12 protein-coding genes are annotated in these 13,819 nt (G+C 45.6%); all 12 read left to right on the top strand.

The annotated features are described in order from the left end of the window. Positions 1 to 33: 33 nt before the first annotated feature. The 12 genes from BQ2683_RS09295 (at position 34) to mobP3 (ending at position 13,818) form a co-directional block, all read left to right on the top strand. Positions 34 to 3,945, top strand: coding sequence for a SpaA isopeptide-forming pilin-related protein (locus BQ2683_RS09295; protein ID WP_069988737.1), 3,912 nt, complete (start codon positions 34 to 36; stop codon positions 3,943 to 3,945). A gap of 38 nt (positions 3,946 to 3,983) precedes the next feature. Further along, on the top strand, positions 3,984 to 4,289 hold the full coding sequence (locus BQ2683_RS09300) for a DUF3852 domain-containing protein (protein ID WP_476703392.1): 306 nt from the start codon (positions 3,984 to 3,986) through the stop codon (positions 4,287 to 4,289). A gap of 15 nt (positions 4,290 to 4,304) precedes the next feature. Next, positions 4,305 to 4,886 carry a DUF4240 domain-containing protein gene (locus BQ2683_RS09305; RefSeq protein ID WP_069988739.1) on the top strand — a complete coding sequence of 194 codons (582 nt, stop codon included), beginning with the start codon at positions 4,305 to 4,307 and terminating at the stop codon, positions 4,884 to 4,886. A 139-nt stretch (positions 4,887 to 5,025) separates the two neighbouring features. Further along, positions 5,026 to 6,216 carry a DUF4240 domain-containing protein gene (locus BQ2683_RS09310; protein WP_069988740.1) on the top strand — a complete coding sequence of 397 codons (1,191 nt, stop codon included), beginning with the start codon at positions 5,026 to 5,028 and terminating at the stop codon, positions 6,214 to 6,216. Between the two features lie 23 nt (positions 6,217 to 6,239). Next, a complete protein-coding gene (locus BQ2683_RS09315) occupies positions 6,240 to 7,172 on the top strand; it encodes a conjugal transfer protein TrbL family protein (protein ID WP_338061266.1) in 933 nt (310 codons plus the stop codon). Between the two features lie 8 nt (positions 7,173 to 7,180). Then, entirely contained in the window at positions 7,181 to 7,441 is a 261-nt protein-coding gene (locus tag BQ2683_RS09320; RefSeq protein ID WP_069988741.1) for a hypothetical protein, read from the top strand. 2 nt (positions 7,442 to 7,443) lie between these two features. Then, positions 7,444 to 8,016 carry a hypothetical protein gene (locus BQ2683_RS09325; RefSeq protein ID WP_083256437.1) on the top strand — a complete coding sequence of 191 codons (573 nt, stop codon included), beginning with the start codon at positions 7,444 to 7,446 and terminating at the stop codon, positions 8,014 to 8,016. Between the two features lie 53 nt (positions 8,017 to 8,069). Continuing rightward, positions 8,070 to 9,899: a VirB4 family type IV secretion system protein gene (locus BQ2683_RS09330; RefSeq protein WP_069988743.1), complete on the top strand. Its 1,830-nt coding sequence runs from the start codon at positions 8,070 to 8,072 to the stop codon at positions 9,897 to 9,899. Then, positions 9,896 to 10,894 carry a hypothetical protein gene (locus BQ2683_RS09335; RefSeq protein ID WP_069988744.1) on the top strand — a complete coding sequence of 333 codons (999 nt, stop codon included), beginning with the start codon at positions 9,896 to 9,898 and terminating at the stop codon, positions 10,892 to 10,894. The genes BQ2683_RS09330 and BQ2683_RS09335 overlap by 4 nt, the downstream gene beginning before the upstream one ends. A gap of 190 nt (positions 10,895 to 11,084) precedes the next feature. Further along, positions 11,085 to 11,843, top strand: a complete 759-nt coding sequence (locus tag BQ2683_RS09340; protein WP_069988745.1) for a Fic family protein — start codon at positions 11,085 to 11,087, stop codon at positions 11,841 to 11,843. Positions 11,844 to 12,118: 275 nt separating this feature from the next. After that, entirely contained in the window at positions 12,119 to 12,541 is a 423-nt protein-coding gene (locus BQ2683_RS09345) for a hypothetical protein (protein WP_069988746.1), read from the top strand. Next, positions 12,529 to 13,818 carry a MobP3 family relaxase gene (gene mobP3, locus BQ2683_RS09350; RefSeq protein ID WP_069988747.1) on the top strand — a complete coding sequence of 430 codons (1,290 nt, stop codon included), beginning with the start codon at positions 12,529 to 12,531 and terminating at the stop codon, positions 13,816 to 13,818. The genes BQ2683_RS09345 and mobP3 overlap by 13 nt, the downstream gene beginning before the upstream one ends. The last annotated feature ends 1 nt before the right edge of the window (position 13,819 follow it).

Consider the following 13,819-nt stretch of genomic DNA (forward strand, 5'->3'; position numbering starts at 1 on the left):
AGCAGATCGAAAGATATATGTTAGGAGGTTCTTATGAAAACCTGTATGAAAAAAAGTGTCGCCCTGTTGTTGGCAATGGTGATGACATTCTGCTCTATCACATTGGGTATGACAGCATCAGCAGCGGAAGAAAAAATTGTCTCCATCATCAACCTGCCAAGAGCCAATGACCCCAACAAGGAGGGGTGGGGTCATTCCAACATCAATCTGCTGAATGGATGGAGTTTTAAAGAAACAGATCATGCTACTGTCATCTCGGTGGACGGGTATGAGGGGAAAAGCTGTTACTGTATTGAGCCAGGAATCGCTTTAAAAGGAGGCGACCGACTTTCAGGAGAAGGAGAAGATTTCTGGAACAACTATCCTTCCCAATATAATGACGTGTTGACCCCAGACCAGATAAAAACATATATTGGACGGATTATGATCAACGGCTGGTGTGGGAACAACAGCCTGAACTGGGTGTGCACTGATCCCCAAAGGGCGGATGAAGCGGCACAGTATCTGGCAACCCAATTATTGATCTGGGAAGTATGCGTTGGGGAACGGGATGTGGATTTTAATAAGGTTGACGCTGTGGCAAAAGGGGCATCCAATGTATTAGAAGCTATCCAGCCAAACCATCCCCTCTATTCCTTGATAATGAGCCACTATACCGATATCGCCAACAAGGTCAAACAGCATACCACCCTTCCAGGCGGTTTTTCCAGAATGCCGGAACAGGCGCAGACAGTGGAACTCACATGGGATGGAAGCCAGTATTCCGCCACCATCCAGGATGGGAACAACATCCTTTCCAATTTTGAATTCAGCGGAACTGGATTGTCTTTTTCGAAAAATGGGGATCAATTGACTATCACTTCCCCAATCCCTCTCACAGATCCAGTCCAGGTTACGGCGAACAAACAAAACTCCAATCGGAAAGGGGTGCTGGTCTGGACAGACCATGTAATAGACCCTAACACAGGAGGAGGGCAGGACATCGCCACCTACGGGGAAACCATCAGCGATCCAATTGTAGGTTACCTGAATGTGAAAACCAATTATGGAAGCGTGGAAATCATCAAAACCTCGGAGGACGATAAGATCGAAAATATCGGCTTCACAATAGAAGGAAATGGGACAAACGGAACCTATTACACGGACAGAGAAGGAAAAATCATGATCCCAAACCTCCAGCCAGGAGAATATACGGTATCCGAACTTCCCTCAGAGAACTACGAGCCACAGGAACCGCAACAGGTTACCGTTATTGGAGGAAGAACCAGCACCGTTACCTTCAACAATAGTTTGAAACGTGGAGGATTAAAGGTCATAAAAAGTTCAGAAGATTCGTTTGTGGAAGGGGTCAAGTTCCATCTGTATGGCACTTCCCAGTCTGGGGATAAGGTCAACGCATACGCAGTAACCGATGAAAGTGGAATTGCCACCTTTTCGGATCTTTTCATTGGGCAGTCCTACACATTGGAAGAAGTGGATACTGATCAGAAATATGTCATACCAGAACCACAGAATGCTGTGGTGGAATGGGACCAGACAACAGAATACCAATTTGAAAATATATTAAAGAAATTTTCCGTTACTCTGAAAAAAGTGGATCAAGATACACTGGAACCGATGAGGGTATTAGAAGCAGGAACCACCCAGGGGGACGCTACCCTTGCAGGGGCAATCTATGGATTGTACAAAGGAGATGAATTGGTTGATACCTATATCACTGATTCCTCTGGCAGTTTCACCACCGGCTGGTATCCCTGTGGGGATAACTGGACGATCCGTGAAATCCAACCCCCAGAAGGGTATCTCTTAAATGATGAAACCTATTTTATCGGTGCGGAGCCTGGAAATTTTCAGATTGAATACAATCCATTGTCTATGAAAGCCATTGAAAAAGTAATCAAGGGAAACATCCAAATCATCAAACACCACGATGATGGGGACACTCAAATTGAAACGCCAGAACAGGGGGCGGAATTCCAGCTGTTCCTCAAACAGTCAGGAAGCTATGAGCAGGCGAAGGAAACCGAACGGGATCTGTTGACTACAGATGAAAATGGATTTGCGGAGAGCAAAGCCCTCCCCTATGGAATATACACGGTCAAACAGACAAAAGGTGCGCAAGGGACAGAGCTGATGCCGGAGTTTGACGTATTGATTCAGGAAGATGGGAAAGTATACCGCTACCTCATCAACAACGCAATTTTCAAATCGGATATTGAGATTGTCAAGAAGGACAGTGAAACAGGAAAAATCATTGCGGCGTCTGGGATTGGGTTCAAAGTCCGTGATCTGTCCACCGGAGAATTTATCACTCAGCATGTAAACTATCCAACTCCGGAAGAAATCGATACCTTTTACACCGCATCCAACGGGAAGTTGATGCTGCCGGAACCTTTGGTAGTGGGAAACTACGAATTGGTGGAACAGCAAGCCCCCTATGGGTATGTATTGTCGGAAACACCTGTTCCATTTACCGTAGATGGGACAGAAACCACCATTACTGTGGAAAAATACAATACCCCACAGAAAGGAAAGATCATCATACAAAAGACTGGTGAACTCTTTTCCTCTGTGACAAAGACAGAGGATGGAAGATACCAGCCTGTATACCAGGAACATCATTTGTCAGGAGTAGAGTTCCGGATTACAGCGGCGGAAGATATCGTGACATTGGATGGGACGGTACGCTATCCAAAAGGCAAGGTGGTGGACACCATCACTACCGATGAAAACGGAATCGCTTCCAGCAAAGAACTGTATCTGGGCAGCTATCAGATGGAAGAAACAAATGTTCCAGCAGGGATGGTAAAGCCAGAGCCTCATACAGTGGAGCTCACCTATGCGGGACAGGAAGTGGAAGTGACGGAATTGGAGGAATCCATCTACAACCAGCGGCAGAGAGTATCCCTCCGATGGAACAAAGCAATGGAACAAGACAAACTGTTTGGCGTTCAAGGAGAACTCCAATCCGTTGTATTTGGAATCTATGCCGCAGAAGAAATCCAGGCACAAGATGGAAGTGTAATACCAAAAGATGGTTTGATCGAACTGGTTTCCTGCGATGAAAACGGGATGGTAGCCTTCCAGTCTGATTTGCCAGTAAACCACTCCTACTATGTACAGGAATACAAGACAGATTCTGCATATATTTTGGATTCCACCAAGTATCCTGTGAATACTGTGGTATCCGATCAAAGCATGGAGGTAATAGAGATTTCAGTCAACAATGGAGAACCCATTGAAAATGAAATCATCCGTGGAACAGTAGAGGGCAAAAAGGTGGACGAAGATGGCAATTCCATTGAGGGAGCCTTGTTCGGCTTATTCGCTCCAGATGAAACAGAATTCACAGAGGAAACGGCAATTGAGACAGCGACCAGCGATCTGTTTGGGCTCTTCACATTTTCCGATGTTCCGTATGGGGAATGGATTGTCCGTGAACTACAGCCAGCCCCATCCTTTGTGCCCAATGAAACTTCCTATCCAGTCACAGTGTCAGAGGATCAACAGTTGGTTGTGATTGAGGTAGAAAACCGGCATATCTATGGGGAATTGGAGATTACCAAAACCGATCTAGTGGATGGAAAGCCGCTTCCCAACGCAGGGTTCCGGATCCGCAATGAAGCTGGCGAGGTAGTAGAGGAAGGATATACCGATGAGAATGGGATTGCCCGATTCCAACTTCAATATGGAACCTACACCTATGAAGAATTCGACGCCCCAGATGGGTATCGGATGGATACCACACCTCATGAATTTGAGATCACAGAGGACGGCCAGATTGTCAAAGCGGTTATGACCAATGAGAGGAAACCCTCACCAGTCATCGAAACGCCAGCCACAGGGGATATTCCCCTCAATGGATTCTGGATCGGCCTTTGCGCTGTGGTATTGGGCGGTGGCATTGCCCTGATTATTATCAAGGTAAAAAACAAAAATCAATAAAGGAGGAACTATGGTTGAAACAATCAAAATTATTACGGATAATGCTCATCGCATGTCTGTGTGTTTTTCTGTTCTCCCTCCCTGCGTTCGCTGCGGAGGGGAATGTGGCAAACGCCATTGAGCAGACCTGGTCATCAGCCAAAAGCGAGATCACCACTGTTGTGGACAATGTCGTATTTCCAGTAGTTGATCTGGTATTGGCAATCCTGCTGTTTGTCAAGTTGGGTACAGCATATTTTGATTACCGCCGTCATGGACAGTTTGAGTTTACGGCTCCAGCGATTTTATTTGCCTGCCTGATTTTTACCCTCACCGCCCCGTTATATATCTGGACAATTGTATAAAGGAGAGAGGAAAGCGTGAATAAGGATGCATTTTGGAATTTAATTGATGAGGTAAACACAAAGGTAGACCGCAATGACCAGGAGGCAGTGCTGTTAGCCACAAAAGAAAAACTCATGGAACTGCCCCCAAGCGAGATAGCCCAGTGGGATCAGATCAAAGAAACGTATCGGTATCTGGCAAACCGGAATCATTTATGGGCGGCTTGCGCGGCGACATTGTCCCATAGCAGTACCGATGGATTTATTGATTTCCGTTACTGGCTGATTTCCCAGGGAAAAGAAATCTATCTCAACGCCATACACAATCCTGATTCCTTGGCAAACTATGATATCCCAAAGGGAAGCGCCAATTTTGAGCGTTATGGATGGATTGCCAGTGAAGCGTATGAAGCCAAAACCGGGAGAGACCTTTTTCGTGAGAAAAAGGAGTATCCTTTGGAAGAACAGGTGGAACGGTCTATCCGGGAAGAGCTCCATCTAACACCAGATATCCCATCTGACTGGGAGTATTCCCAGCTTCCTGAAATTGTCCCAAAACTCTATCGGAAATACAATTCGGAAGAGCTGGAATCTTCAGGAATGGAACTACAGCAGTGATTGATTCAATAAGAAATGGAGGTGAAGCCATTTGTTTGGATGGCTCAGAGATTTGGTTGGAGGAATCGCGGATACCGTGATGGGAATTTTTGAAGGGATAGGGGAAGAGATATCTAGTATATAAAGAAGGGAGAATGGTATGGAAAGGGATATCTTTTGGAAATTCATTGATGAAATCAACGCAACAGTGGACAGCAATGACGAGGACGCAGTGATATCAGCTACCAAGAAAAAGCTCATGGAATTACCCTCAATGAGGATTCTACAATGGATTGAAATCAAAGACACCTATGTGAAGTTGGCTGACCGGAATGATTTGCTGGCAGCGTGTGAAGCGGTCAATTTATCTCATGACCAGGCATCCTTCCGTTACTTTTGTAATTGGCTGGTCGCTCAGGGAAAGGAAATGTATTTTGACGCTTTACACAATCCTGATTCCCTGGTCAATTACAGCATTCCAGAAGGAAAAGCAAAATTTCAGTATTACGGGTCTGCTACCAGCGAAGCATTCGAAGAAAAAGCGAACCTGGAAATGATGGGTAATATTCACTTGAACCCAGCCGCTTCACCTGATTGGAGCGATTCCAATTTGACGGAATTTGTCCCCAAACTGAACCAGAAGTATCATCTGATTCGGAGTTTGTGTAAAAAACTAGAAGAAGAATATGATCAATACCAATACAGTTGGCTGGGGATGAACCGGAATCGGACACAACTGCTCGAACAGATGGAACAGATATGCAGTATACAGATCGTATATGATAATTTCATGAAGAACAATCACCTATACCCGCAAGAATATCTGGAACAAATGCTGGAACTGGACCACCCTCTGCAGAAATTATCAGAATGTTATTTATTAGAGAAAGGGTTTGATATTCATCCTGAAATGGAACGTGTGATTGGGTTTTACCAATGTGATAAACCTCTGAAGCCCATCACCATTCTGGTTGACCCAGAAGCCATTTCCTGTAGCACACACAAGGAAAAAATGGAGATACTTGACCAGCATCTGGACCAGAATATGGACGAGATGATCGATACAATGAACCGTACAGTAATTGACGCTGTAATCAAAGATATGGATATCCTGTCAACCATGCGGCAATTGTACTACAGCTTTAAACAGGAGAAGGAACTTTACCCACCAGAGGTACTGGATCATATTTCCCTTTTAAGAAAACCATTGAGCTATATAGAATCACCAATATATAAAATGTGCGTTACAAGGAAAAACAATCCTTCTGAACTGGAATCCATTCTGCCAAAATTGTTTTCAGATACGCCAGGACAGGAACTGGATATTGAAGCAGGTTCAATTCAAATTTAAAATAATACTGGAGGTGAAGCTAATTGTTTGGATGGCTCAGAGATTTGGTTGGAGGAATCGCGGATACCGTGATGGGGATGTTTGGAGGGATAGGAGAAGAGATATCCAGCGTGATCTGGGATACTATGCTTCAATGGATTTATGAGGCGATCTACAACGCAATCGCTGACTTTTTCTTAATGATGGGAAATATGGGAGCGGATATATTTGAATTGAGCTGGATTGAAGCGGCAATCCAGCTCTTTACTTTGTTAGGCTGGGCGTTGTTTCTGGTGGGTTCGGTGGTGGCCGTATTCGACCTTGCTATCCAGTACCAGTCCGGGAGAGCGGATATCAAGACGTCTGTATTGAATCTGTTAAAAGGATTTTTTGCCGCCAGCCTGATGGGTACTGTACCAGTGGAGCTGTACAAGTTCTGTATCAGTCTGCAAAACACCTTCTCCCATGACCTGTCCGCCATATTTGCGGGAAACCAATCCGCTGATATAGCTGGAACCAGTATGAGTATCCTGGACGGGTTCTTTTCCGTGTCCAACCAGGTGTATTCCAGCATATTCAATCTTCTATCCATGATCGCTTTTGCCTATTGTATCATAAAAATATTTTTTGCGAATATCAAACGGGGCGGTATCCTGTTGATCCAGATCGGAGTGGGTAGCCTCTATCTGTTTTCCCTGCCCCGTGGGTATTCCGATGGATTCACCCAATGGTGCAAACAGATTATGGCCCTGTGTTTCACCGCCTTTATGCAGACAACCCTGCTTCTCTTGGGGTTGTTCACCTTCCAGAACAATATGCTGCTGGGGCTGGGGGTTATGCTGGCGGCCAATGAAATCCCAAGAATCGCTCAGCAGTTCGGTTTGGACTCCAGCGCGAGGGTGAATATGATGAGCGTAGTTCACGCCACCACAACGGCGGTGAATTTAACCCGGAATATCGTACACGCAATCAAATAGGAGGAAGTATGAAAAAATATATCTACCCGCAAAACCTAAAGGCAGCCGCAAACCTCTGGCTGTGGAGTTTACGAGATTTCGCCATCCTCTGTATCGCACTTCTTCTCTCCGTCCTCTCCCTGGTACAGCTGGGGTTTGTTTTGCCGCTGGCACTGAGTATCTGTTACGCTTTTCTCACCATCCGCCTGAGCGAGGTGACCATCCTGGACTTTATCCGGTACGCAGTGCGGTATTTTATCCTCACAGAACAGACGTTTGAATGGAGGTAACCATGAAACAAAAGAAAAAAGGACGTTCAGTACAGAATTTGATTGGGATCAGCAGCTTTACCGACTATGGGATTGCCGTTGGAAAATATGAGGTGATCTTCTTCTCTGTTTCCCCTGTGAACATCTCGGTGCTGTCCCGTACCAGTGTGGAAACAAAAATACACCATCTGTTGATGACACTTTCGGCCATACCAGAACTGGAGATGGTCTGTATGGATTCCAACGAACGGTTTGATCAGAACCAGGAATCTATCAAAGGGAGGTTGGAACAGGAAAAGAACCCATTTGTGGTTCAGGCACTGCAAAAAGACATGGAATATCTGGATCAGATTCAGGTTGAAATGGCCAATGCCAGGCAGTTCTTCTTTGCGTTAAAACTGCAGAACAGGAAAGAGGATCAAGTGTTCCAGGAGAGCAACCGTGCCCAGAAGGTGATGGAAGAACAGGGGTTTGACGTGAAACGGATGGACAAAGAGGGGATCAAGCAGATGTTTGCCATCTATTTTGGCACCGCAATTACTGGAGAGCAAATGCCAGATGTGGATGGCGTTCAACACTTTGAGATGGAACAATAAATGACACGGCAATTCCAATGAGCATTGCCGTTTTTGAATCAAAGGATGATGCTATGTTATTGAAACGAAAAAAGGAATTGACTGAAGAAGAACTGGAAGAAATCCGAACCAAGGATTTCTTTGACATGGTCTTACCCAGTACCATCAAATTTCAAAACGACCATTACTATGTGGGGGACTTTGTCTGCTGTGTTTGGGTGATACGGGAATACCCCCCTTCCACCGAGGAACAGGCGATTCTGTCCCAACTGGCGGACAAACAAGGAGTAACCCTGCATATCTATACCAGAATGGTCACCAATCTGGAACAGAGGAAGATCATCCAGAACGCCGCCAGAAGGAACAAGATGATGTCCAACGCCAACGATGTGACCGAAACCATACAGGCAGAGGGAAATTTGCAGGATGTCATTGAATTGCTGGCGAACATGCGGAAAAACCGGGAACCTCTCCTTCATTGTTCCGTGTTTCTGGAACTGAGAGCCAAAAATCTGGATGGATTAAAGGAACTGCAATCGGATATTGAGATGGAACTGACCCGTTCCAAACTGTCGATTGACCGATTGACCCTGCGGCAAAAAGAAGGATTTCTCTCTGTTCTGCCAGTGGGCGTCAACCAGTTTGGAGCGCAGTTTGAACGGGTTCTGCCAGCGTCCAGCATTGCCAACTTTTATCCCTTTAACTATTCTGGAAAAAACGACCCCAATGGCCTGTTGATTGGAAGGGATAAGTATGGCACCAATATTCTGGTGGACTTTGACAAACGGACGGATGACAAAACCAACAGCAACGCGTTGATCTTGGGAAACAGTGGACAGGGAAAATCCTTTTTGATGAAATCACTGATCACCAACTTGCGGGAATCCGGCAAGGCAATCCTATGCTTAGATCCAGAGGAGGAATACAGGGAGCTGACCGAGAACCTTGGAGGAAGTTACATTGATTTTCTGTCAGGCGAGTTCATGATCAACCCTTTGGAACCAAAACTCTGGAATACTGGGGAAGAAAAAGAAGATGACCAACCGGAAGCCTTCCAGAAAGATACCATCCTGTCCCAGCACATCGCCTATTTAAAAGACTTTTTTCGGTCTTACAAGGATTTCACAGACGCGCAGATTGATACCATCGAACTCCTGCTCTCCAAACTGTATACCCAATTCAAGATCACCGACAATACCGATTTTTCCAAGTTGCAGTCAAGGAATTACCCCACCTTACAGGACTTCTATGAATTGTGTGAGCAGGAATACCAGGTATTCCAGAAAGAAGAAAAACACCTGTACACCGAACAGGAGCTGCAGCAGGTTTGCCTGGGACTCCATTCCATGTGCGTGGGTTCTGAGTCCAAATATTTCAACGGGCACAGCAACATACGGGATGGACAGTTCCTCTGTTTTGGGGTGAAAGGGCTGTTGGATACCAACAAGCGGTTGAAGGACGCCATGCTGTTTAACATCCTGTCCTACATGTCCAACCAGCTGTTGGCCAAAGGAAACACCGTGGCTTCCATTGATGAGCTCTATTTGTTCTTGACCAACCGGACAGCCATCGAATATATTCGGAACGCCATGAAACGTGTCCGCAAAAAGGATTCTTCCATTATTATCACCAGCCAGAATATCAATGACTTTCTAATCCCTGAGGTATCTGAATTCACAAAACCCCTGTTCTCCATCCCCGCCCATCAGTTCTTGTTCAACCTGGGGCATGTGGAGGTACAGTCGGTGTTGGATACCCTGCAGCTGGAACCGTCCGAGTTTGATTTGATCAAATACCCGGAACGTGGTACCTGCCTTTATCGGTGCGGAAATGAACGCTATTTGTTGCAGGTGATAGCCAGTGAATACAAGCAATCCCTGTTTGGAAAGGCAGGGGGACGATGAGTGCGGCAATCAAAGCGGCGATTACCGTATTGATGGACAAAAACTTGAGAAAGGCTGTGGGCGGTATCATCCTGGGGGTTGTGGTGATCCTTCTCATCCCCATCGTTGTTGTGTTGGGGATTGCTGACAGCGAATTTGAGGTGGACAAGGAACAGGTGGCGCAGCAGGTGGAAGCAAACTTAACACCAGAACAGATTGCTCAGATGAAAGAGGTGGAAGATATGTTCCAGGAGATTGAAACAAAAATGAGAGAAAAGGGGTTTGCTTCCCGCACCATGGAGGCGCAGATCCTCTACCTTGCTTTGGGGAACCAATCCACATCAGGGGGTTTTGTGGATAAGCTGGTTTCCTGTTTCAATTTGGATCAGACAGACCAGCAGTTGATTGATTTGGTCAACCAGGTGTTTGGCACATCTTTTTCGTTTGAGGATTTTACCAAGGTCATGTCAGGAATCCGAACAGTTGCCATCGACACATCCGGATTCAAAGACCCTACTACCAAAAACAACCTGGATTTAGCCACATGGGCAGAACAAGCCTGTCAGACTGGTTGGGGGTATGTCTATGGAACCTATGGGACGGTATTAAGCGAAACAATCCTACGACAGAAACTACAGCAGTTTCCAGATGAGGTAGTTCCATTTGAATCTTTTATCCGTCAGAACTGGATGGGGAAACGGACAGCCGATTGCATTGGGCTGATCAAGGCATATGGATGGTTTGACCCCAATACCGGAGAAATTAACTATGGTACAAATGGAATTCAGGATTTGAGTGCCAACAATACCTTTGAAGCAGCCACTGAAAAAGGGACGATCGATACCATCCCTGAGGTACCTGGAATCATTGTCTGGGAGCCAGGGCATGTGGGAATCTATCTGGGAAACGATACGGTAATCGAATCCATGAACACCGAAAAGGGTGTGGTCAAGACACAGTTATCAAAACGGAGTTTTACCCACTGGTTTTACATGCCTGGTATCCGTTATCAATGATTGAAAGAGGGGAAGGATAGAGTTATGGAATTAATAGCAGATAGGAATAGACAGAAATATCTGGTACTGGAATCTGTTGTAATGAAAAAGGTCATTGAACTTCCAAATAAAATCATTCAAATATTGCCATTTCATTTGTAGCATGCTATAATTAACAATTATGACAGATATATAGTGAGGTGAGTCAGGCGTGAATTATGAGCTGCTGTTGCAGAAAAAAGAGCAATTGGACAGGATATGGGAGTCCATCCCAAAAGAAGCTCTCGCAAGTTTTGAACAGAACTTTGAGGTGGAATACACCCACAACTCCACTGCCATAGAAGGGAATACCCTGACTTTAATCCAGACAAAAGCAATTTTGGAGGATGGCCTTTCTGTGGGAGGAAAGACCCTTCGAGAAATTTATGAGGTTACCAACCATGCCAAAGCGTTCGCGTATGTCAGACGGTGCGTTGCGGAGGGAAAATCTCTGGATGAGGCAATTACAAAAGAGATCCATGCTCTGTTGATGGAGAATATCTTAACCGGAGGCATTTACCGCAATGTGGAAGTGCGCATTTCCGGTGCGGGGTTCAAACCTCCTGTGCCCAGTGAAATGTACCGTCAAGTCAAAACCTTTTTTGCTGATTTGCCTTACAAGGGAGAGTTAAACCCAATTGAGCTAGCCGCATGGACCCATGCGGAGTTCGTGAGGATTCATCCTTTTGTGGATGGAAATGGCAGGACGTCCCGTATGCTGATGAACTATCAGCTTATGGTAGGCGAATTTCTCCCCATCTCTATTGCAAAAGAAAACCGTCTGGAATACTTTGAGGCTCTGGAACAATATGCGGTGAATGGAAATCTAACCCCCTTTGCGGACATGGTTGCAGAGCTGGAAGAAGGTCGACTAGACGAATACCTTTCCATTTTACCGGAACAGGGCAGTTCCCCAACACAGAATATGTAACAGAATGAGACCGTAGAAATGTTCTACGGTCTTTCTTTTTATCCAAAAATGGAAGGTCGAAAATCAAGCAGGACAAAGAGCCGGGGTCGGTGGTCGCTCCGGCTCCTGATACATCGGACGGCAGAGCCGACCGTTGCGGGATCGGTTCGATCCAAAGGGTATGGGTCGGTGTTTTAGCCTTAGGGTCAGCCCATGGGTCAAACCTGGGAAAGCTGCCGGAAATACGCCGTTCCTTTATGGGTCATATCCGGAATTAGAAAAAGGAGGGATGTTTTTTGGAAGAAAAGGAACCAAAACGGAAGTTTGCCCTCTGGGTGAAGGAGTCCTCCCTGGATTTGGTCGAGGAGTATTACAAGAAAGACAATTGCTCCAGCCGAAGCGAATATATCGAAAAGGCGATCCTGTTCTATACAGGATATTTATCCTCCAATCAGAATAGTAGCTATCTGCCCAACATCCTCGTCTCCACCCTCAAGGGGATTGTGGCGGAGAGCGACAATAAAATCAACCGGATGATATTCAAGTTAGCAGTAGAACTTGCCATAGCCATGAATGTGGTGGCCGCCAGCAGTCAGATCAACCCAGAGGATTTACAAAGGCTGAGAAAGGAATGTATCAACGAGGTGAAACGGTTAAATGGCTCCTTCCAATTTGAGGATGCGATAGACTGGCAGAAAGGCGATCCGTGGCAAGACTGATCACCAAATTCAAATACCTGAAACCCAACAGAAAACTTGGTGGATACGCCCGATACATTGCCACAAGGGAGCAGGTAGATAAAATTGACGATACCCAAAAATTCCTTCCAGCCACAAAAAAACAAAAGGAACTGATTCGACAGATCCTTTGTGATTTTCCAGATACAAAGGATTCCTTTGAATACCAGGACTATCTGAAAAAAATGGACAGAGGATCGGCTTCTGAGGTGATCACACAGGCACTGGAAAACAATATGGATTCCATAGAAAACACCAAAACCTATGTGGACTACATTGCCACCCGCCCCAGAGCAGAACGGTTTGGTTCTCATGGCTTATTTACCGATGACAACATCCCTGTCCAATTAAAGAAGGTGTCGGATGAACTGAACTCCCACCAAGGGAATGTGTGGACAATGATTGTTTCCCTACGGCGGAAAGATGCAGAACGGCTGGGATTTGACAATGGCATCCGGTGGAGGGATCTGCTTCGGACACAGACAGAAACATTGGCTTCCAATTTAAAAATTCCAATGGAACATTTGAAATGGTTCGCGGCGTTCCACAATGAAAGCCACCATCCCCACATTCATTTGATCGCCTATTCCACGGTAAAGAATGAGGGATATCTTACCAGGCAAGGGATGGAGAACATCCGATCATCCCTGGCAAAAGATATTTTTGCTGGGGACCTGGAATCGGTGTATGAGGAACAGACTGAATACCGGAACCAGCTTCGGCAAGAGGAAAAACAGATGGCACAGAGGATCGTGGAACAAATCTGCACAGGAAGTGATACCAATCAGAAAATCGAACAATTGTTGTTACAACTTGCGGATCGGCTTAGCAGAACCAAGGGCAAGAAGGTATATGGGTATTTGAAAGCGGATGTGAAAGGGCTGGTGGATTCCATTGTGGACGAACTTGCCAAAGACCAACGAATCAGCAGACTTTATGAATTGTGGTATTTGAAGAAAGAAAACATCCATGGAATCTACTCCAACTCTTCTGTAAAACGGGTTCCCTTATCTCAAAATCCAGAATTCAAACCGATCCGGAACGCTGTGATTCAGGAGGCTCTCAAGTTAAATGTGCCGACTGTTTTGGTATCAGAAGGAGATGGTCAAAAAGCGGTGATCTGTTCCGTGTTACGGTTATTCCAGGAGCTTGCCCGTATCTTCTCTGAAAAAATAGGGATAGATGATCCCATGCTCAAGACAGACCGAAAACTCAGAAAACAGATCCAGGAGAAAAAACATCAGTTGGGTTTAAAATGAA

Origin of the sequence: Massilioclostridium coli (assembly GCF_900095865.1) — a bacterium.
GTDB classification, from domain to species: domain Bacteria; phylum Bacillota; class Clostridia; order Oscillospirales; family Ruminococcaceae; genus Massilioclostridium; species Massilioclostridium facile.